Source organism: Streptomyces sp. NPDC127117, from assembly GCF_042677325.1.
In the GTDB taxonomy this organism is placed as follows: Bacteria; Actinomycetota; Actinomycetes; order Streptomycetales; family Streptomycetaceae; genus Streptomyces.
In genome coordinates this window covers 211,063-229,386 of sequence record NZ_JBHXTM010000005.1, presented here as the reverse complement: position 1 = coordinate 229,386, position 18,324 = coordinate 211,063, and the positions used below count along the sequence as shown (strand labels likewise).

The 18,324-nt window shown below is 71.6% G+C and carries 19 protein-coding genes; 10 read left to right on the top strand and 9 right to left on the bottom strand.

What is annotated here, in order from left to right; translation table 11 throughout:
* The first annotated feature begins 231 nt into the window (after positions 1-231).
* The gene (locus ACFVH0_RS07335; protein ID WP_124717053.1) at positions 232-879 is read left to right on the top strand and encodes a TetR family transcriptional regulator; all 648 of its coding nucleotides are present in this window, start codon (positions 232-234) and stop codon (positions 877-879) included.
* 224 nt (positions 880-1,103) lie between these two features.
* On the opposite strand, the gene ACFVH0_RS07330 is transcribed toward ACFVH0_RS07335, so the two are convergent.
* A complete protein-coding gene (locus ACFVH0_RS07330) occupies positions 1,104-1,598 on the bottom strand; it encodes a nitroreductase family deazaflavin-dependent oxidoreductase (protein ID WP_385818556.1) in 495 nt (164 codons plus the stop codon).
* Positions 1,598-2,809, bottom strand: coding sequence for an acyl-CoA dehydrogenase family protein (locus ACFVH0_RS07325; RefSeq protein WP_385818555.1), 1,212 nt, complete (start codon positions 2,807-2,809; stop codon positions 1,598-1,600). The genes ACFVH0_RS07330 and ACFVH0_RS07325 overlap by 1 nt, the downstream gene beginning before the upstream one ends.
* A gap of 209 nt (positions 2,810-3,018) precedes the next feature.
* Between ACFVH0_RS07325 and ACFVH0_RS07320 the strand changes: the two genes are divergently transcribed.
* Together ACFVH0_RS07320 and ACFVH0_RS07315 are read left to right on the top strand one after the other, a co-directional pair.
* Positions 3,019-4,188, top strand: coding sequence for an acetyl-CoA acetyltransferase (locus tag ACFVH0_RS07320; RefSeq protein ID WP_385818554.1), 1,170 nt, complete (start codon positions 3,019-3,021; stop codon positions 4,186-4,188).
* Between the two features lie 116 nt (positions 4,189-4,304).
* Positions 4,305-4,985, top strand: a complete 681-nt coding sequence (locus ACFVH0_RS07315) for a pyridoxal 5'-phosphate synthase (protein WP_385818553.1) — start codon at positions 4,305-4,307, stop codon at positions 4,983-4,985.
* A gap of 56 nt (positions 4,986-5,041) precedes the next feature.
* On the opposite strand, the gene ACFVH0_RS07310 is transcribed toward ACFVH0_RS07315, so the two are convergent.
* A complete protein-coding gene (locus ACFVH0_RS07310) occupies positions 5,042-5,242 on the bottom strand; it encodes a ferredoxin (protein WP_385818552.1) in 201 nt (66 codons plus the stop codon).
* Positions 5,243-5,271: 29 nt separating this feature from the next.
* Positions 5,272-6,468 carry a cytochrome P450 gene (locus ACFVH0_RS07305; RefSeq protein WP_385818551.1) on the bottom strand — a complete coding sequence of 399 codons (1,197 nt, stop codon included), beginning with the start codon at positions 6,466-6,468 and terminating at the stop codon, positions 5,272-5,274.
* A gap of 324 nt (positions 6,469-6,792) precedes the next feature.
* Here ACFVH0_RS07305 and htpX point away from each other — a divergent pair, with 324 nt between their 5' ends.
* The 4 genes from htpX (at position 6,793) to ACFVH0_RS07285 (ending at position 9,743) form a co-directional block, all read left to right on the top strand.
* A complete protein-coding gene (htpX, locus tag ACFVH0_RS07300) occupies positions 6,793-7,716 on the top strand; it encodes a zinc metalloprotease HtpX (RefSeq protein ID WP_385818550.1) in 924 nt (307 codons plus the stop codon).
* A gap of 9 nt (positions 7,717-7,725) precedes the next feature.
* On the top strand, positions 7,726-8,310 hold the full coding sequence (locus ACFVH0_RS07295) for a hypothetical protein (protein WP_385818548.1): 585 nt from the start codon (positions 7,726-7,728) through the stop codon (positions 8,308-8,310).
* A 70-nt stretch (positions 8,311-8,380) separates the two neighbouring features.
* On the top strand, positions 8,381-8,968 hold the full coding sequence (locus ACFVH0_RS07290; protein ID WP_385818547.1) for a DUF1707 domain-containing protein: 588 nt from the start codon (positions 8,381-8,383) through the stop codon (positions 8,966-8,968).
* A 73-nt stretch (positions 8,969-9,041) separates the two neighbouring features.
* Positions 9,042-9,743: a hypothetical protein gene (locus ACFVH0_RS07285; RefSeq protein WP_385818546.1), complete on the top strand. Its 702-nt coding sequence runs from the start codon at positions 9,042-9,044 to the stop codon at positions 9,741-9,743.
* 64 nt (positions 9,744-9,807) lie between these two features.
* Here the strand turns inward: ACFVH0_RS07285 and ACFVH0_RS07280 are convergent, their stop codons facing one another.
* On the bottom strand, positions 9,808-10,227 hold the full coding sequence (locus ACFVH0_RS07280) for a Zn-ribbon domain-containing OB-fold protein (RefSeq protein WP_385818544.1): 420 nt from the start codon (positions 10,225-10,227) through the stop codon (positions 9,808-9,810).
* Positions 10,224-10,676 (bottom strand): DoxX family protein, encoded by a 453-nt coding sequence (locus ACFVH0_RS07275; protein ID WP_385818543.1) that lies wholly within the window; start codon positions 10,674-10,676, stop codon positions 10,224-10,226. The genes ACFVH0_RS07280 and ACFVH0_RS07275 overlap by 4 nt, the downstream gene beginning before the upstream one ends.
* 202 nt (positions 10,677-10,878) lie before the next feature.
* On the opposite strand from ACFVH0_RS07275, the gene ACFVH0_RS07270 reads away from it, so the two are divergent.
* Entirely contained in the window at positions 10,879-12,066 is a 1,188-nt protein-coding gene (locus ACFVH0_RS07270) for a flavin-containing monooxygenase (protein ID WP_385818541.1), read from the top strand.
* Between the two features lie 76 nt (positions 12,067-12,142).
* On the opposite strand, the gene ACFVH0_RS07265 is transcribed toward ACFVH0_RS07270, so the two are convergent.
* Together ACFVH0_RS07265 and ACFVH0_RS07260 are read right to left on the bottom strand one after the other, a co-directional pair.
* Positions 12,143-12,277, bottom strand: coding sequence for a hypothetical protein (locus ACFVH0_RS07265; protein WP_385818540.1), 135 nt, complete (start codon positions 12,275-12,277; stop codon positions 12,143-12,145).
* Between the two features lie 111 nt (positions 12,278-12,388).
* Complete coding sequence (locus tag ACFVH0_RS07260) at positions 12,389-13,741, bottom strand: hypothetical protein (protein WP_385818539.1); 1,353 nt, start codon at positions 13,739-13,741, stop codon at positions 12,389-12,391.
* A 253-nt stretch (positions 13,742-13,994) separates the two neighbouring features.
* Here ACFVH0_RS07260 and ACFVH0_RS07255 point away from each other — a divergent pair, with 253 nt between their 5' ends.
* Both ACFVH0_RS07255 and ACFVH0_RS07250 read left to right on the top strand, forming a co-directional pair.
* On the top strand, positions 13,995-16,226 hold the full coding sequence (locus ACFVH0_RS07255; protein WP_385818538.1) for an acetate--CoA ligase family protein: 2,232 nt from the start codon (positions 13,995-13,997) through the stop codon (positions 16,224-16,226).
* A 94-nt stretch (positions 16,227-16,320) separates the two neighbouring features.
* Positions 16,321-17,169, top strand: coding sequence for an enoyl-CoA hydratase/isomerase family protein (locus tag ACFVH0_RS07250; RefSeq protein WP_385818537.1), 849 nt, complete (start codon positions 16,321-16,323; stop codon positions 17,167-17,169).
* A gap of 201 nt (positions 17,170-17,370) precedes the next feature.
* Here ACFVH0_RS07250 and ACFVH0_RS07245 read toward each other — a convergent pair whose 3' ends face one another.
* Complete coding sequence (locus ACFVH0_RS07245) at positions 17,371-18,192, bottom strand: SDR family NAD(P)-dependent oxidoreductase (RefSeq protein WP_385818536.1); 822 nt, start codon at positions 18,190-18,192, stop codon at positions 17,371-17,373.
* Positions 18,193-18,324 lie beyond the last annotated feature (132 nt).

Genomic DNA, 18,324 nt, shown 5'->3' with positions numbered 1-18,324 from the left:
ACGCACCGCGCCCCGACCCGTCCGCATCGAACTCATTTTCGAAAGAAGGGTTCCATGCTCACGGCATCACGGAAAGTTATCCACGGAAGTTATCCACAGGCTGTTGATAAGACTTATCGCTCCGTGGTGCGCATACGTCGAAATCCGGCCACTCCCCCCACCACGTCTGCGGTGATCCCCATTTGCAGTCGGCCGAATCGCGCTCCGATCACCCCTCGGTAAGCTGACGGCATGACAGGACAAGTGCGCACCGTCGACGGCCGCGTGGCCGGTCGACGCGGACAGGCGACGCGGCAGAAGCTGCTCGACTGCCTCAGCGAGATGCTCAGCTCCTCGCCGTACCGGGACGTCAAAGTCATCGACGTCGCCCGGAAGGCGGGGACTTCACCCGCGACCTTCTACCAATACTTCCCCGACGTCGAGGGCGCCGTCCTCGAAATCGCCGAGGAAATGGCCAAGGAGGGCGCCGGGTTGACCGAACTGGTCGCCGGCCGCTCCTGGGTCGGCAAGGCCGGCTGGCAGACGGCCGAGGAACTCGTCGAAGGGTTCCTCGACTTCTGGCGCCATCACGACGCGATCCTGCGCGTGGTCGACCTCGGCGCGGCCGAGGGCGACAAGCGGTTCTACAAGATCCGCATGAAGATCCTGAACTCGGTCACCAACTCCCTCACCGATTCGGTGAAGGAGCTCCAGGCCAAGGGCAAGGTCGACAAGGAGGTCAGCGCCGCCGCGATGGCGGGCTCGCTGGTCGCGATGCTGGCCGCCGTCGCCTCGCACCAGAAGGGTTTCACGACCTGGGGTGTGAAGCAGGCCGAACTCAAGCCGAACCTCGCCCTGTTGGTGCATCTGGGCATCACCGGCAAGAAGCCCACGAGGTAGCGCAGGCGCCGACGGCCCCTTCCCCACCGGGTTCGCGCGGCCGTCCCGGGCGCCCCAGGTCCTGTCTCACCGACGGCGGGCCACGCATTGTGGTCCGCCGTCGGTGCACCCGGACCGGGTCACGGCGCACGGCCCCTTCCCCGCACTTCCCGGCTCTCCGGCTCCCGCTGCCCAGCTCCTCCGCTTCTTCGCTCCTCGGCTCTCCCGCTTCCCGCTCCCCCGGCTCAGGACGCGGCTTCGTCCCGCCCGCGCAGCCTGAAGAGCCGGATCTCCCGCTCCACCCGCGCCTGGTAAGTCGCGTACGGGGGCCAGAACTTCAGCGCCGCCCGCCACACCTCTTCCCGTTCCTCGCCCTCCAGCAGCGTGGCGTGCACCGGGATGTCCCGGCCCTGCCAGTTCACGACCGCCTCGTCGGGACCGGCCAGCAGATTCGCGGTCCAGGCCGGGTGCCCGGCACGGCCGAAGTTGCTGCCGACCAGGATCCAGCTCCGCTCCGTACCCTTCTCCGGCATGCAGGCCAGCGGGGTGGTTCTGAGCTGTCCGCTCCGCGCCCCCGGCACCGTCAGGATCAGCCCCGGCAGCATCCGGGCACTGAGCAGCACCTTTCCGCGCGTGAGCCGGTGCACCGTACGGTCCATGACGGGAACCACATGCGGGGCGACCCTCGCGAAGGCGCGGGTGGAGGAGACCTTCTGGACCAGCCGGACGCCGGGCGCCATCAGACCGCCACCCGCTCGGCCGGTGCGGTCGTGGCCGCTCCCGCGAACAGCCCGGCCAGCTGCGCCGCCCGGTCCCGGAGCCGGTGGACGGGGCCGAAGAGCAGTTCGTCGGCCGCGGCCCGCTTGAAGTACAGATGCGCCTCGTGCTCCCAGGTGAAGCCGAGCCCGCCGTGCAGCTGGACGGCCTCGGCGGTGGTGATCCGGAGCGCTTCCAGGGCCTGGGCCAGGGCGAGCCCCCCGGCGTCGGCCGGATCCCAGGCCGCGTAGTACGCGGCGGAGCGGGCCGCCTGCACCTGTACGTACAGATCCGCCAGGCGGTGCTTCACGGCCTGGAAGGAGCCGATCGCCCGGCCGAACTGCTCGCGCGCCTTCACGTATTCGACCGTCCGCTCCAGCGCACTGCTCGCCGCTCCCACCGCCTGGGCGGCGAGCAGCGCGGCGACCGGGTGCCCGGCCGTGGCGAGTGCGCCGGTGACGTCGGCGCTGTCGTCGGCGCCGAGGAGTTCGGCCTCGGTGTCGCGGAGTTCGATCCGGGCCAGCGGGCGGGTCTCGTCGAGCGAGGTCCGGCGGGTGCGGACGACTCCGGCCGCCGTGTCGGGACGGACCAGGAAGAGGAGCGTGCGGCTGCGCGGAAAGCCTCCGGCGTGGGCCGCGACCAGCAGGAGTTCGGCGCTGTGCCCGTCGAGGACCTGCGCGGCCTCCCCGTACAGCCGCCAGCCCCCGGCCCCGTCGGCCGGTGCGGCCTGCATGCCACCCGCCCGGCCGCCGCCCGCCCAGGTGCCGTCGGCGGGGTCGCCGGTGAGGCCGAGGGCGGTGGCGAGCGAGCCGCCGGGGACGGCGAGGGTCGCGGTCAGCTCACCGGCCGCGATGCGCGGCAGCAGGGCGGTGCGCTGGGCGTCGGTGCCGAGTGCGGCGATCAGGGGCGCGGCGAGCACGGCGGTGGCGATCAGCGGCGAGGGCAGCAGGGCGCGGCCCGTCTCCTCGCAGGCGACGGCGAGCTCGGTGCGGCCGCAGCCGACGCCCCCGTACTCCTGCGGGAGGGCGAGTCCGGGCAGCCCGAGGTCCTGGGCGAGCCGTCGCCACAGGTCCGCGTCGTACCCGTCGGCGGTGCGCACGGCGCTCCTGACGTCGTCGGGCGCGCAGTGTTCGGCCAGCAGTTCGCGCAAGGTGCGGCGGATCTCGTCCTGTTCCGCGGTGAAGGCGGCATCCATCGTCGGACTCCTTCCCCTCAGAGGCCTCCGGCCCCCGATCTGACGGTGCGTCATGTTAGGGGCGAATACGTCAGATGCCCAGAGTCTCGCACCGGCGGGGACGGAAGATCCGCGCCCGGCCGTTATGGGGCATCCGTACGCGGCCGGACGGGAGATCCACGCCGTACCGGGCGGTCCACCCCCGCCCTATCTGATGTACCGTCAGATTCATGCCTTCTTCCCACCGCAAGGTCGCTGTCGTCGGCATATCCCTCGCCGACTGCGGACGCGTCGACACGGCCACGCCGTACGCACTGCACGCCCAGGCCGCCCGCCGGGCGCTGGCCGACTCGGGGCTGGACCGGTCCGTCGTCGACGGTTTCGCCTCCGCCGGGCTCGGCACGCTCGCCCCGGTCGAGGTCGCCGAGTACCTGGGGCTGAAACCCACCTGGGTGGACTCCACCTCGGTCGGCGGCTCGACCTGGGAGGTGATGGCGGCGCACGCGGCGGACGCCATCGCGGCGGGGCACGCCAATGCCGTACTGCTGGTGTACGGGTCGACGGCGCGCGCGGACATCAAGGCGGGCCGGCGGACCTCCAACCTCTCCTTCGGCGCGCGCGGCCCGCTCCAGTTCGAGGTGCCGTACGGGCACTCGCTGATCGCGAAGTACGCGATGGCCGCCCGCCGCCACATGCACGAGTACGGGACGACCCTGGAGCAGCTCGCCGAGGTCGCGGTCCAGGCACGGGCGAACGCGGCGGCCAACCCGGACGCGATGTTCCGTGACCCGGTCACGGTGGACGACGTCCTGTCGGGGCCGATGATCGCGGACCCGTTCACCAAGCTGCACTGCTGCATCCGCAGCGACGGCGGCTGCGCGGTGCTGCTGGCCGCCGAGGAGTACGTACCGGACACGGCGAAGGCGCCGGTGTGGATCCTCGGCACGGGCGAGCACGTCTCGCACTCCACCATGTCCGAGTGGGACGACTTCACGGTCTCCCCCGCGGCGGTCTCGGGCCGCCTGGCGTTCGAACGGGCCGGGGTGCGCCCCTCGGAGATCGACCTCGCCGAGATCTACGACGCGTTCACCTACATGACCCTGGTGACGCTGGAGGACCTGGGTTTCTGCGCGAAGGGCGAGGGCGGCGCGTTCATGGAGAAGGGCCGGACGGGGCTGACCGGCGAGCTCCCGGTGAACACCGACGGCGGCGGCCTGTCCGCCTGCCACCCCGGGATGCGCGGGCTGTTCCTGCTGGTGGAGGCGGTACGCCAACTCCGCGGCGAGGCAGGCGAACGCCAGGTGCACCGCCCGGACGGCCGGCTCCCGGAACTCGCGGTGGCATCGGGCACGGGCGGCTGGTTCTGCTCGTCGGGGACGGTGGTGCTGGGGCGGGGGTGAGGGGCGGGGTGGGGCGTCTGCGGGTGGGCGGCCGCGGCCCGGCGGCCGCCATTGCGTTGCGGGTGATGTGAAGGACCCCGGCCGGCCCGTGCCGTCCCATGCGCTGCAATGGGGGCATGACCGACGCACACCAGAACTTCCTGGACCTGCTCCACACCCAGCGCGTCTGGGACGTGGAGCTTCCCGGTTTCGACCCGGCCGCCGCGCCCCCGGCCCCGCTCCCCCTCTTCCACAGCTGGTTCGCCGAGGCGGTGGCCGCCGGGCAGGTGGAACCGCACACCATGTCGCTGGCCACCGTGGACGCCGAGGGGCGTCCCGACGTACGGACGGTGATGCTGCACGACGCGGACGAGCGCGGCTGGCACTTCGCCACCCACCGCACCAGCGCGAAGGGCCGCCAGCTCGCCGCCCGGCCGTACGCGGCGCTCGGCTTCTACTGGCCGGCGCAGGCCCGGCAGGTACGGGTGCGGGGTCCGGTCACCGAATGCACGCCCGCCGAGAGCCGGGCCGATCTGCGCGCCCGCTCGACCGGGGCGCTCGCATCCGCGCTGACCGGCTCGCAGAGCGAGGTGCTGGGCTCGCGGGAGGAACTGGACCGCACCGCCGACGCCGCCAGGGAACGGGCCCGGGCCGAGCCGGACGCGGAGGTGGCGAGCTGGACCCGGTACGTGGCCGAGCCGCAGGAGGTCGAGTTCTTCCAGGGCGACGCCGCACGCAGACACGTACGGCTGCGCTACCGCAGGACGGACCCGGCCCGGGGCGACGCGGCGTGGGTCCGGGAACTGCTCTGGCCCTAGGGCCAGAGCAGTTCCGTACGCACGCGGACGCGGACACGAGCCGGCGGGCGGGCCGGTCACCCGATGGTGATCGCCTGTACCGGGCAGACGCGGACGGCTTCCTTCACCGATTCCTTCACCGTCGCACCGTCGAGGGCGTCCTCGTGGCCGGGCAGCAGTTCGCTGAAACCGTCGTCGTCCTGGGTGAACACCTTCGGTGCGGTGAGCGCGCACTGACCCGCGCCGATGCACCGGCTCCGGTCGATATCGATCTTCATCGCTTCGGGGCCTTCCGGTCGGATTCCGGTCACCATGTCACGGGCATTTCGAGCAGGCCCTGAATGGTGTCACCGGGTTTGAACGGGACTTCTTCGGCGGGGACCGCCAGCCGGAGTTCCGGAAGGCGGTCGAAGAGTGCGGGCAGTGCGATCTCCAGCTCGGCCCGTGCCAGATTCTGTCCCAGGCACTGGTGAATTCCGAAGCCGAACGCGACGTGATTGCGCGCGTTCCGGCCGAGGTCCAGCTCGTCCGGCGACGGGTACACGGTCTCGTCCCGGTTGATCACCGCCGTGGTCAGGATGACGCCGTCCCCCGCACGGATGGTCACCCCGCCCACTTCGATGTCGTCGACGGCGACCCGCGAGATCCCGTCGGCGATGGACAGGAAGCGGAGGAGCTCCTCGACCGCGGAAGGCATCAGGCCCTCGGACTCGCGCATCCGGGCCAGCTGGTCGGGGTGCTGGAGCAGGGTGAACGTGCCGAGCGAGATCATGTTCGCGGTCGTCTCGTGACCGGCGATGAGCAGGATCTGGGCCAGCCGCACCAGCTCCTGGTGGTCCACGGCCCCGGTCTCCAGCTGCTTGACGATCAGCTCGTCGAGCAGCCCTTCGCCGGGGGCGGCCTGCTTCTGCTCGATCAGGACCTGGAAGTACGCGTCGAGCGCGTCCCGCGCGGCCTCGACATCCGCCGAGGCCGGGCCGCGGAGCAGCTTGCGCGACTGCGCCTCGAAGAACTCGTGGTCGTCGTAGGGCACCCCGAGCAGCGCGCAGATGACCATGGAGGGCACCGGCAGGGCGAACGAGTCGACCAGATCGGCCGGCGGACCCTGCTTGACCATCGCGTCGAGCAGCCGGTCCACGGTCGCCCGGATCTGCGGCCGGAGCGAGGCCGTCCGCCTGACCGTGAAGCTCGGGATCAGCATCCGGCGCTGGACGTTGTGCTCCGGATCGTCGACGCCGAGCAGCTCGACGCGCCGCAGGGAGCTGGAGGCCACCCGCTCGGCGAGGAACGGGAAGTGGGGGTTCTCCCGGTCGGACGACAGTCGCCGGTCGGACAGGAGCGAACGCGCCTCGGCGTGCCCGGTCACCAGCCACACCGTACGGCCGTCGAAGAGCCGGGCCGGGGACACCGGCTGCGGTCCCCGATGCGCGCTGCGGTATTCCGTCGGCGGGTTATAGGGACAGGTGCGGTTCTGCGGGAAAGAGACGGTCTCGGCATCTGCCATGGCGGACCTCGCAAGAGATGGGGGAGTCCTACCGATCTCCACCACTAGATGCCTCAGGCACCTAATGGGTCTAGGTGTAGTTCGGCCAAATGTCCTCGGATTGATCTCCGATCACCCTCGGATCCCTCCAGGACTCCCTTTCGGGCAGATCCATTGAGAGATCAATCAGATCCGTCGACTGATCAATTCTCCGTCCGCCCGCCCGGGCGGACGCATCGAGCCCGGATCACATTTCGAGCCCGGATCAATTGTCTCCGATTTCCCTGCGAAAGGGGCAATATGGAAGGCACCGAGGGCTGTTCCTCAGGGCGACTGGAGGCCACGATGAGCCAGACCCGTTCCCGCCCCCGATCGCGTTACGCCCCGGACAGCGGGTTGACCACTCGCATGGTCGGCACCATGTTCCTGATCGGCCTGCTGTACGTGGTCCTGGTCGGCGTGCTGCTCGCCGTGCTGCGCGGCGCCTGGCCGATCATCCTGATCCTCGTCGGCGGCATGTTCATCGCCCAGTTCTGGTTCAGCGACCGCATCGCGGCGTTCAGCATGGGAGCCCGTGAGGTCACCCCGGAGGAGGCGCCCGAGCTGCACGGCGCCGTCGACCGGATCTGCGCCCTTGCCGACATGCCGAAACCGCGCGTGGCCATCGCACAGAGCGACGTACCGAACGCCTTCGCGACCGGCCGCAGCGAGAAGACCGCTCTCGTCTGCGCCACCACGGGGCTGCTGCGCAGACTGGATCCCCCGGAGCTGGAGGGCGTGCTCGCGCACGAGATGTCGCATGTCGCGCACCGTGACGTCGCGGTCATGACGATCGCCTCGTTCCTCGGTGTGCTCGCCGGCATCATCACCCGGGTCGCTCTGTGGGGCGGGCTCTCCCGCAACAGCCGCAGCAATGACCCCGTAGGCATCGCGATCATGCTGATTCCGCTGGTCAGCGCGGTCGTGTACGCCCTCAGCTTCCTGCTGACCCGGCTGCTCTCGCGATACCGCGAGCTCTCCGCCGACCGCACCGCCGCCCTGCTCACCGGCCGCCCCTCCGCGCTCGCCTCCGCCCTCACCAAGGTGAGCGGCCAGATGGCCCGCATCCCGACCGAGGACCTGCGGAAGGCGGAGCCGTACAACGCCTTCTACTTCGTCCCCGCGTTCTCCTCCAAGGAGAGCCTGAGCCGGCTGCTCTCCTCCCACCCGACCCTCGAACAGCGCCTCGACCAGCTGGCCCGGATCTCCGCCGACCTCGCCCGTCCGTAAGGAACGCCCATGGGCCTTCTCGACACCATCCTCGGCCGCAGCAAGCCGGTCCGCCCCGACCTCGACCAGCTCTTCGCCGTACCCTCCGCCGCCCTCACCCTCCAGGCGGGCGCGGGCTTCACCCCGACCGGTCTCGGCTCGGTCTGCTTCGCGGGGGTCGAGGGCGGCACCTTCGCCCGCATCCAGCAGGACGTACGAGAACTGCTCGACGCCGACACCGGCCGCGACGGAATCCCGGTGGAGTTCAGCCAGGACGCCTACGGCTACACCTGGCTGCTCTCCCGCCGCCCGGCCGAGGACACCGCCGCCCTGGTCAACGACCTGCACGCGGTCAACACCCTGCTCCAGGACGGCGGGTTCGGGCCGCACCTGCTCTGCTCCCTGATCGGCTTCCGCGATGCGCGGGACCGTCCGCTGGCCCTGGTCTACCTCTACAAGCGCGGCACGTTCTACCCGTTCGCACCCCTGCCCGGCGGCCTGGAGAAGCGGGACAACCAGCTGGAGTTGCAGGTCAGAGCGGTGCTCGGAGACGACCTGCGGGTGGAGAAGGACCTGTCCCGGTGGTTCCCGGTGTGGGGGGCGCCGGGCCTGTGAAGCAGCCGGGGCGGGCGGCGGGGGAAATGGCGGGGAGCCCGGCGCGGCCCCCGCCCGTATCATCACTTCCATGACTGCAGAGCCCGCCCGTTCCGCCGCCCGTATGCGCGCTTCGGATGCCGATCGCGAGGCGGTGGTCGAGCAGTTGCGCGAGGCGGCGGCCGAGGGCCGCATCGACATGGACGAGCTGGACACCCGGCTCGGGCAGGCGCTGTCCGCCAAGACCTACGCCGAACTGGCGCCCCTCACCGAGGACCTGGTCCCGATCGAGGTGGCGAAGGGCCGGCCACTGGTCCTCAAGGGCGGCATGCACGGCATGACCCGCGCGGGCGTCTGGAAGGTCCCGCCGGTGATCCGCGCCCAGGGCGGCGTCGGCGGCGTCCGGATCGACTTCACCCGCGCCGAGTGCCGGCTGCGCGAGATCGATCTGGAAGTGCGCGGCGAGATGGCCGGGGTGAAGATCGTGATCCCGGAGGGCTGGACCGTGGAGAGCGACAACCTGGACCGGGGCCTCGGCGGCCTGAAGGACAAGACCACGGAGGCACGGACCCCCGGCGCCCCGGTCCTGCGGCTGTCCGGCTCCTGCGGCATGGGCGGCGTGGTCGTACGCCACCCGAACTTCCGCGAGCGCCGCAAGCTGCGCAGCATCGAGCCCTGAGTACGCGTACCCAGTACCTGCCGGGTGACCGTACCCATCCGCCGCGTACCCCCGGCGGCATACCGTCCCCCGTATGCCCGAGGAGACCGCACCCACCGGCACCACGCCCGATCCGGCCCCCGCCCCGGCCGGATCGAAGTCCCCCTCTTCCGTTCTCGGGGCTCTCGGATGCGGCTGCGCCGCGCTCGTCCTCGTACCCGTCGTCGCCCTGGTCGTCCTGCTCGCTGGGGGCTCCCCGGGGTCGACGGATTTCCCCCGGGTCGCGCCCGAGGAGATGGCGGACCGCGCCTTCCAGCGCTCCCAGGAGGCGTACGGCCTCATGGGGTTCGAGCGGACCGTGGAGCCGGGGGTCGAGAAGATCGGCGTCAGCACGGAGAACACCCTGAGCTCCGGCTACTGCTACGACGGGGGTCTGCTCGGGCTGGAGGACAAGACCGTCGACGGCGCCTACCGGATGAGCCACCGCTGGGCGCTCGACCACGTGCCCGCGAGCCGGGCCGTCCCCGGCCTCCGCCGACTGCACCGACAGCTCAAGGACGACGGCTGGAAGGTCACGTCCTACCGCGAGGGCGGGAAGAGCAAGGACTGGGAGCTGTACGTCCAGCGGGACGACGGGGACGAACGGATGTCCTTCACCTGGTACCCGGACCGGGATTACTTCACCGGCGGCGCCTCCGTGCCCTGCGCCTACGACCCCGGGTGGAAGGACGGCGACACCGGCCTCGCCGGGGACGACCGGAGGCCGCCCGCTCTCGGGCCCGCGCCGCGGAGCTGAAGCACGTTCACGCTTCCGGCGAAGCACTCGGCAGCCCCCGGGGCGCCGGCGGCCCTCCGCGGCCTCAGCAGTCCCCGGGGCGGAAGACCGCGACGGACTCCTCCCCCTCCTCCCGCCGGAAGGCCACCCGCAGCGCCATGCCGATGGCGAGCCGGGACTCCTCGCAGTCCACGATCTCCGTCATCATCCGCGGCCCCTCCGCCAGGTCGACCACGGCGGCGACGTACGGGACTCGGGCGCCGAACGGCGGCAGGTCGTTGCGGTGGACGACGGACCAGGTGTAGAGCGTGGCGTCCCCGCTCGCCCGCTCCCAGGCGACGTCCTCGCTCCAGCAGTGCGGGCAGAACTCGCGCGGATAGTGGTGCGCGCGCCCGCAGTCGCGGCAGCGGCGCAGCAGCAACCGCCCCTCGGCGGCGGCGTCCCAGTACGGGCGGGTGAAGGCGTCGGGTTCGGGACGGTCGAAACGTACGGCGGCCGAGGTCACAGGAAGAGTCCGATCGCTTCGTCGAGGGACCAGGTCTGCCAGGACATCGCGAACAGCGCGACGAGCGAGATGAGCGCCATCATCGCGTTCTGCCCCTGCTCGGCCCAGTCGTGGATCATCAGCACGAGGTAGAGCAGATTGAGCAGCAGCCCGGCGACGAGCGCGACGGGCGTGAGGAACCCGGTGACCAGGCCGAGGCCCAGGGCGAGTTCGGCGTACACGACGAGGTAGGCCATGGCCTTCGGGCGCGGGGCGACGATCCGCCGGAAGCCGGTGCGTACGGCCGCCCAGCGGTGCTTGCCCGCTACGTCCGAGGCCCAGGCGATGCCCGTGCCGCGCTCGAACCAGCCCTTCTTGTCCTTGTGCCGCCAGCTCTCCAGCCACCACAGGCCGAGGCCTATCCGGAGAACGGCGAGCCACTCGGCTCCACCGAGCCAGATCGTCTGCATGGGGCCTCCCGTGGCCTCCCGTTCACTGAATCTGACGGTACGTCAGTTCACCTGATGGCGGGCAACTCGCGCAAGAGGCGCGCACGGAGTGCACAGGAGATGGATGCAGAGCGATCAGAAACCGTGCACCCGTGATCAATTCGCAATTGATTCCGGTCTTGACCGAGACCCATCAAGCGGGTGCGCGATTACGCTCCGAACCATGCCCGACAGCGCACCTACCGCCGGTATCCCCATATCGGCCCCCACCGACCTCACCGAGGACCGCCCCGTCTACGTCATCGGCGGCGGGCCGGGCGGTCTCGCCGCCGCCGCGGCCCTGCGCGAACAGGGCGTACGGGCGGTCGTGCTGGAGAAGTCCGGGAACGTGGGCGCTTCCTGGCGCCGCCACTACGACCGGCTGCACCTCCACACCACCCGGCGCCGGTCCGCGCTGCCGGGGCTCGCGATGCCGCGCCGGTTCGGGCGCTGGGTGTCCAGGGACGATGTGGTGCGCTATCTGGACAAGTACGCCGAGCACCACGAGCTGGAGGTGGTGACGGGTGTCGAGGTGTCCCGGGTCGACCGCGCCCCGGACGGTACGAGCTGGCAGCTGACCGCGAGCGGCGGCCGGGTGCTGACCGGCCGGGCGGTCGTCGTCGCCACCGGCTTCAACCACACCCCGCGCATCCCCGACTGGCCCGGCCGCGACACCTTCACCGGCGAACTGGTCCACGCCTGCGACTACCGCAACCCCGCCCCGTACGCGGGCAAGGACGTCCTGGTCGTCGGCATCGGCAACACGGGCGCGGAGCTGGCCGTGGACCTGGTCGAGGGCGGGGCGGCCCGGGTACGGATCGCCGTGCGCACCGTGCCGCACATCGTGCGCCGCTCGACGGCGGGCTGGCCCGCGCAGCTGACCGGCATCCTGGTCCGAAGGCTGCCGGTCCGGCTGGTCGACCGGGCCGGGCGCCTGATGGCAGGGGTCGCCGTGCCCGACCTCACCGCGCAGGGCCTCCCCCGTCCGGACACCGGCCTGTACTCACGGGTCAAGGACGGTGCGATCCCGGTGCAGGACGTGGGGCTGATCGACGCGGTGAAGCGCGGCCGGGTGGTACCGGTGGCGGCCGTCGAGTCGTTCGACGGGGACACGGTGGTACTGGCCGACGGCGACCGGATCACCCCGGACGCGGTGATCGCGGCGACCGGCTACCGGCGGTCCCTGGAGGGCCTGGTCGGCCACCTCGGCGTACTGGACGCCCGGGGCCGCCCGGTCGTCCACGGCGCCCGCACCCCCAAGCAGGCCCCCGGCCTGTACTTCACCGGCTTCACCAACCCGATCAGCGGCATGCTGCGCGAACTGGCCCTGGACGCCCGCAAGATCGCCAGGAAGGCGGCACGCGGGCGCTGAGCCCGCACGGGGCGGGGCGGCCGTGACCATCAGGCGTACAGCGGCGGCCCGTCGGCTCCTGGGGGTGTCCGGCGGATCACGGCCCGGAGTCCCCAGTCACGGCCCGGAGTCCCCAGCCGTCCAGGAGCGCGAGTTGGGCGAGCAGCTTGCGCACCCGCTCGCCGAAGCCGGCCTGCCCCACCTCGTGGTGCGCGGCCGGGAAGGAACGCACCGGCGGCTTCGCCTTCCACCCGGTGCACGTTCGCGGCCATCGGCGTGGCAGCCGTCGCGGGGCGCGGCCGGTCGCTCCGGGCGCGCCCCGCACTCATGATCCGGCGTCCGGTCAGGCCGCGGGCGTGGCGTTCACCACGAGCCGGGCCGTGTTGTTGGCGGGCTGGGGGTCGAACGGGAAGGTGGCGGGGGCGGAGCCGCCGGTGGTGAGCACGATGCGGCCGGTCGCGTCGGGGACCAGTCGGTCGATGCGCAGCTGGAACGGGAGGGAGCGCGTCTCGTCCGGCAGGGCCCAGTACGGCATCTCGCAGCTGTAGCGCGGGGCACCGGTCCGCTGCGGGTAATAGCCGCCGCTCAGGGTGCGCGGCTCGCAGTCGGCGGGGGCGGAGGTGACGGTGGCGCCCTCGGGGACGGTGAAGTCGACGGCCGCGACCGGGTCGCCGGAGCCGAGGTTGCCGATCCAGGCCGGGCCGTTGTTACGGAAGCCGAGTTCGGCGGTGACGGTCTCGCCGACGCCGCCCGTGACCTGGGCGCCCTGGGCCGCGAAGTCCGCCGTGTTCACCGCGCCGAAGGCGGCGATGGTGTAGTTGTCCTCCTCCGAGAGGTCCGTGGCTCCGTTGCCGGGCTCGACGCTGATGTCGAGGCGCTCGGCGTACGCGTGCGCGGCGAGGGCGACCCGCAGCGGCGTCGGCAGGGTGAAGGCGTCGCCCGGCTCGATGACCTGGCCGAAGGAGCAGGTGGCCTGGCTCATCGGGGCGTAGTCGCCGCCGGTCGTCCCGTAGGTGCACTCGGCGTACTCGCTGAGGAAGCTCAGCCCGTACGAGGCGGTGAAGGTGGCGGTGAGGCCCTCGGACCGCTCGCTGCCCTTGTTGGTCACCGCGAACGGAACGGTCCGGACGGTGCCCGGCTGGAGGTTCTTGACCGGGGCGATCTCCCCGAGGGACAGATCGGGGCCCGTACCGACCGAGACCGTGGTGTCGAACGAGTCGTGCGGGGCTTCCAGCGTGCCGTCGGGGCCGCCGGTGGCCACGGCGGCGTAGGTGATCCGCCCCTGGGCCCCGACCGCGGCGCCGTCGGCGGCACGGACCGTGAGGTGGACCTGCGGGCTGTAGGCGTCACCGATGACGGGCACCTCGGGGACGGTGCACACGGCCGTGGTCCCGGTCGGGGCGCAGTTGTCGGGCCAGGTCACATCGGCCACCCCGGCGATGCCGGAGATGTCGACGGAGAGCCTGCCGTCGGTGACGGCGAAGTTGTCGTTGTCGTGGTAGAGCCCGATGTCCAGCGGGCTGCCCTCCGACGTGCTGCCGGATAGCAGCTTCTGCTCACTGGGCGCCTGTATCCAGAGCTGATCGGTCTGCTCCTCGGCGAACGCGGGAGCCGCGAGGCCGGCGGTCAGCAGTCCGGCGGCTGCGGCGACACAGACACCGAGGCGCACGGTGCGCCGGGCGGAGACGGGTCTCATGTTTCTCCCAGGGGTGAGCCATGGATGGCGATGGATGGCGTACAGCGGCCGGTGTGTCCGGTCCGACCGTTTGACGTTCAAGATCACCCGGAGGTTGTACGGCGTCGGCCGTCGCCGCGCCCCGCTCTTACAGGCTTTGCCTGCACACCCATTCCTGACGCGCCGTCAGTTCAGTAACCTGACAGGGCGTCAGCTTTTGGGAGCTGGCCGGGCACGATCACCCGACGGACCCCGAGCAGGAGTGGGCGGAACGATGCTTGGATCGACTCATGGCACCCTCACCACCGACTTCCGCGCCAGGGTGGTGGCCTGTGGCGAGGAGCCGCACGCCGCCGTCCACAGCATGACGGTCGCCGCCGCCACGGAAGGCGTGCTGGACGTCAGCGGCCGGCCGTTGCACGCGGCGGTGCCGGATCTGGACCGGTTCTTCCGGCCCGGGTCCGTGGCCGTCATCGGCGCGTCCGACACCGAGGGACGGCCCAACACCGGCATCACCCGGCAGCTGATCCGCTGGGCCGAGCGGGTCGGGGCGCGGCTGTATCCGGTGCACCCCACCCGGGAGTCCGTGTTCGGGCTGGCCTGCTCTCCTTCCGTCGCACAGCTGCCGGAACAGGTCGATCTGGCCGTACTGCTGGTCGGCGACCCGCTCCCGGTGATCGAGGAACTCGCCCAGGCCAAGGTGCGGTTCGCCGTCGCCTTCGCCTCCGGGTTCGCCGAGACCGGCGAGGAGGGCGCCGCCGCCCAGGCACGGCTGGCCGCCGCGGTGGAGCGGTCCGGGCTGCGGCTGCTCGGGCCGAACACCAACCTCAACGCCTTCGAGGAGTTCCGGGACGATCTGGACGGGCCGGCCATCGCGCTGATCACCCAGTCCGGTCACCAGGGGCGCCCCGTCTACACCCTTCAGGAGCTGGGCGTGCGGCTCTCGCACTGGGCGCCCACGGGCAACGAGGCGGATCTGGAGACCGCCGACTTCATCTCGTACTTCTCGCAGCGCCCCGAGGTCGGGGCCATCGCCTGCTACGTGGAGGGGCTCAAGGACGGGCGCTCCTTCCTGCTGGCCGCGGACCGCGCGGCGCGGGCCGGGGTTCCGGTCGTGGCGGTCAAGGTGGGACGTACCGAGACGGGGGCCAGGATGGCCGCGTCACACACCGGCAAGCTGACCGGCGCCGACCAGGTGGTGGACGCGGCGATGCGGCAGTTCGGCGTGATCCGGGTGGACGGGCTCGACGAACTCCAGGACACCGCGGCGCTGCTCGCGCGGGCCCGGAAACCTCAGGCCGAGGGGGTCGTCGTGTATTCGATCTCGGGCGGCACGGGCGCGCACTTCTCGGACCTGGCGACCGGCGCCGGGCTGAACCTGCCCACCCTGTCCGAGGCGAAGCAGCGCGAGCTGCACGAGTGGATCCCGGGCTATCTGAACGTGGCGAACCCGGTCGACAACGGCGGCCATCCGGTCGGCGACTGGCGCGGCCGGAAGATCATCGACGCGATACTCGCCGACCCCGGCGTCGGGGTGCTGATCTGTCCGATCACCGGCCCCTTCCCGCCGATGAGCGACAAGCTCGCGCAGGACCTGGTGGACGCGGCGGAGAGCACGGACAAGCTGGTGTGCGTGGTGTGGGGCTCGCCCGTCGGTACGGAGGAGGCGTACCGCACGACGCTGCTCGGCTCGTCCCGCGTCGCCACCTTCCGTACTTTCGGCAACTGCATCACCGCCGTGAAGGCCTATCTGGACCATCACCGGTTCGCCGCCTCCTACCGCTCCCCCTTCGACGAAGCGCCGCGCACGCCCTCGCCCTCGTTCCGCAAGGCGCAGGCCCTGATGCGCCCGGGCCGGCAACTGAGCGAGCACGCGGCGAAGCAGCTGCTGCGGGCGTACGGGATCCGGGTGCCGCGCGAGCAGCTGGTGACCAGCGCCGCGGCGTCCGTCCGGGCCGCGGCCCTGGTCGGCTACCCGGTCGTCATGAAGGCCTCGGGCGCCCGGCTCGCCCACAAGACCGAACTGGGTCTGGTCAAGGTCGGGCTCACCTCCGCGAGCCAGGTGCGGGACGCGTATCGCGAACTGACCGACATCGCGCGGTTCGAGGGCATCGAGCTGGACGGGATCCTGGTCTGCCAGATGGTCGAGCGGGGCGTCGAGATGATGGTCGGCGTCACGCAGGACGCGCTGTTCGGGCCGACGGTGACGGTCGGGCTCGGTGGCGTACTCGTCGAGGTGCTGCACGACGCCGCGGTGCGGGTGCCGCCGTTCGGCGAGGACCAGGCGCGCTCGATGCTGGGCGAACTGCGCGGCCGGGCCCTGCTGGAGGGGGTGCGCGGCGGCCCGCCGGTGGATGTGGACGCGCTCGTCGAGGTCGTGCTGCGGGTGCAGCGGATGGCGCTGGAACTGGGCGACGACCTGGCCGAGCTGGACATCAACCCGCTGATGGTGCTCGGGCGGGGGCAGGGCGCGGTGGCGCTGGACGCGCTCGCCGTCTGCCGCTGACCGCTCGTCCCCCGACCGGCCGCGCCACCACCTGCGCCATCGCCCGAATCGCCCGCCACCACGACCGCCGCCGCGCCCACCCAGGAGCTGCCCCATGCCGTCCTCCCCCGAAGACATCACCGAGTCCACCGAGCCCGCCGCATCCGCCGACCCGCTCCGTTCATTGGTACTCCACACCACTGACAACGGCGTCTCGTGGGTCACGCTCAACCGTCCCGAAGCGATGAACGCCGTCACCTGGGAGCAGCGGGAACGCGTCATCGGCCTGCTCGCCGAGGCCTCCGCCGACCCGGCGGTCCGGGCCGTCGTACTCACCGCCACCGGCCGCGGCTTCTGCGCGGGCGCCGACCTGCGCGGCGCCCCGGCGACCGGCGAACGGGTGCCGGGCGATGTGGCCCGTACGATCCGGCTCGGCGCGCAGCGTCTGATCGCCGCGGTCCTGGACTGCGAGAAGCCCGTCATCGCGGCGGTCAACGGCACCGCGGCCGGCATCGGCGCCCATCTCGCGTTCGCCTGCGATCTGGTGCTGGCCGCCGAGTCGGCGAAGTTCATCGAGGTGTTCGTACGCCGCGGCCTGGTACCCGACGGTGGCGGCGCGTATCTGCTGCCCCGGCTGATCGGCCCGCAGCGCGCCAAGGAGCTGATGTTCTTCGGCGACTCGCTCCCGGCGGCGGAGGCGGAACGTCTGGGGCTGGTCAACCGGGTCGTACCGGCGCAGGAGTTGACGGCGACGGCGCGGGCGTGGGCCCAGCGGCTGGCCGAGGGGCCGACCCGGTCGATCGCCCTCACCAAGCAGCTCGTCAACGCGTCGCTGGACGCCGACCGCTCGACGGCGTTCGCCGCCGAGGCCATGGCCCAGGAGATCAACATGACCACGCAGGACGCCAACGAGGGCGTGGCGAGCTTCGTGGAACGGCGGGCGCCGAAGTACCGGGGGGTCTAGAAACCGTCAAGCGGGCGACAGGGCACTGGTGTCCAGGTCCAGGTCGAACGGATGCGGAAGCCTCAGAATTTCAGCGCGCGTTCGGAATCGATGCCCTGGCTGTAGTCGGGTGCACTGGTCATTCGGTGTCTCCTCCCGCTCAGCCGGTCCGACGACTCAGAGTAGCGGCCCGCGACCGGGCGTGGCCGCCATCCGGCGTGCTCACCCCGGTGCCATGCGGCTGAGGGTTTCCCAGGCGCGGTACTCCTCCGCGCGGGCCCGGTCCATCTCCAGGACGATGTCGAACGACCGGCTGCCGAGGATCAGGCGGCGCGGCGGGTCGGGCAGGGCGGCCAGTTCCAGGAGTACGGGGGCCGCCTCGCTCGGGTCCGGGCCCGCGTCGTCGCCCCACATCTCCTCCAGCCGGGTGCGCAGTCCGGCGTAGGCGGGGTCGGGTGTGGTCGCCGTGGTGCCGGAGGTGAACAGGCCCGTGGCGTAGCCGCCCATCCGGATGATGGTGACCTTGATACCGAACTGCTCGACCTCCATCGCCAGCGCCTCGCTGACCGAGTCGAGCGCCGCCTTGCCCGCCCCGTAGAAGCCGACGGCGGCCATGCCGCCGCCGCTGCCCATCGACGTGACCTGGAAAAGGCGCCCGGAGCCACGCGCACGCAGGTGGGGAAGGACGGCCTGGGCGACCCAGACGGCGCCGAAGAAGTTGACGTCGAGGTGGTCCCGGATCTGTTTCTCGCTGGCCTCCTCCACCATGCCGTACAGCAGGCCGCCGGCGTTGTTGACCACGATGTCGAGGCCGTCGAAGGCCGCCGCCGCGCGTTCCACGGTCTCGAACACGGCCTGCCGGTCGGAGACGTCGAGGGGCAGCGCGCGGAGTCGGTCCGGGTACTTCTCCGTCAGAGCGGCGAGCGGGCCGATGTCGCGGGCGGTCGCCACCACCCGGTCCCCGGCGGACAGCGCGGCCTCCGCGAAGGCGCGTCCCAGGCCACGGGAGGCGCCGGTGATGAACCAGGTTCTGGTGCTCGGCACGGGATGCCACTCCTTCGTCGTCCGACAACGAGACGGGACGCTCCGTCTCGTTGAGGAGCCTAGCCGTCCCCGCCTGCCCGGCGCCAGGCAATTGGCAACGGTGACTTTCGGCAGTGTCGGGGCACTGCCCGG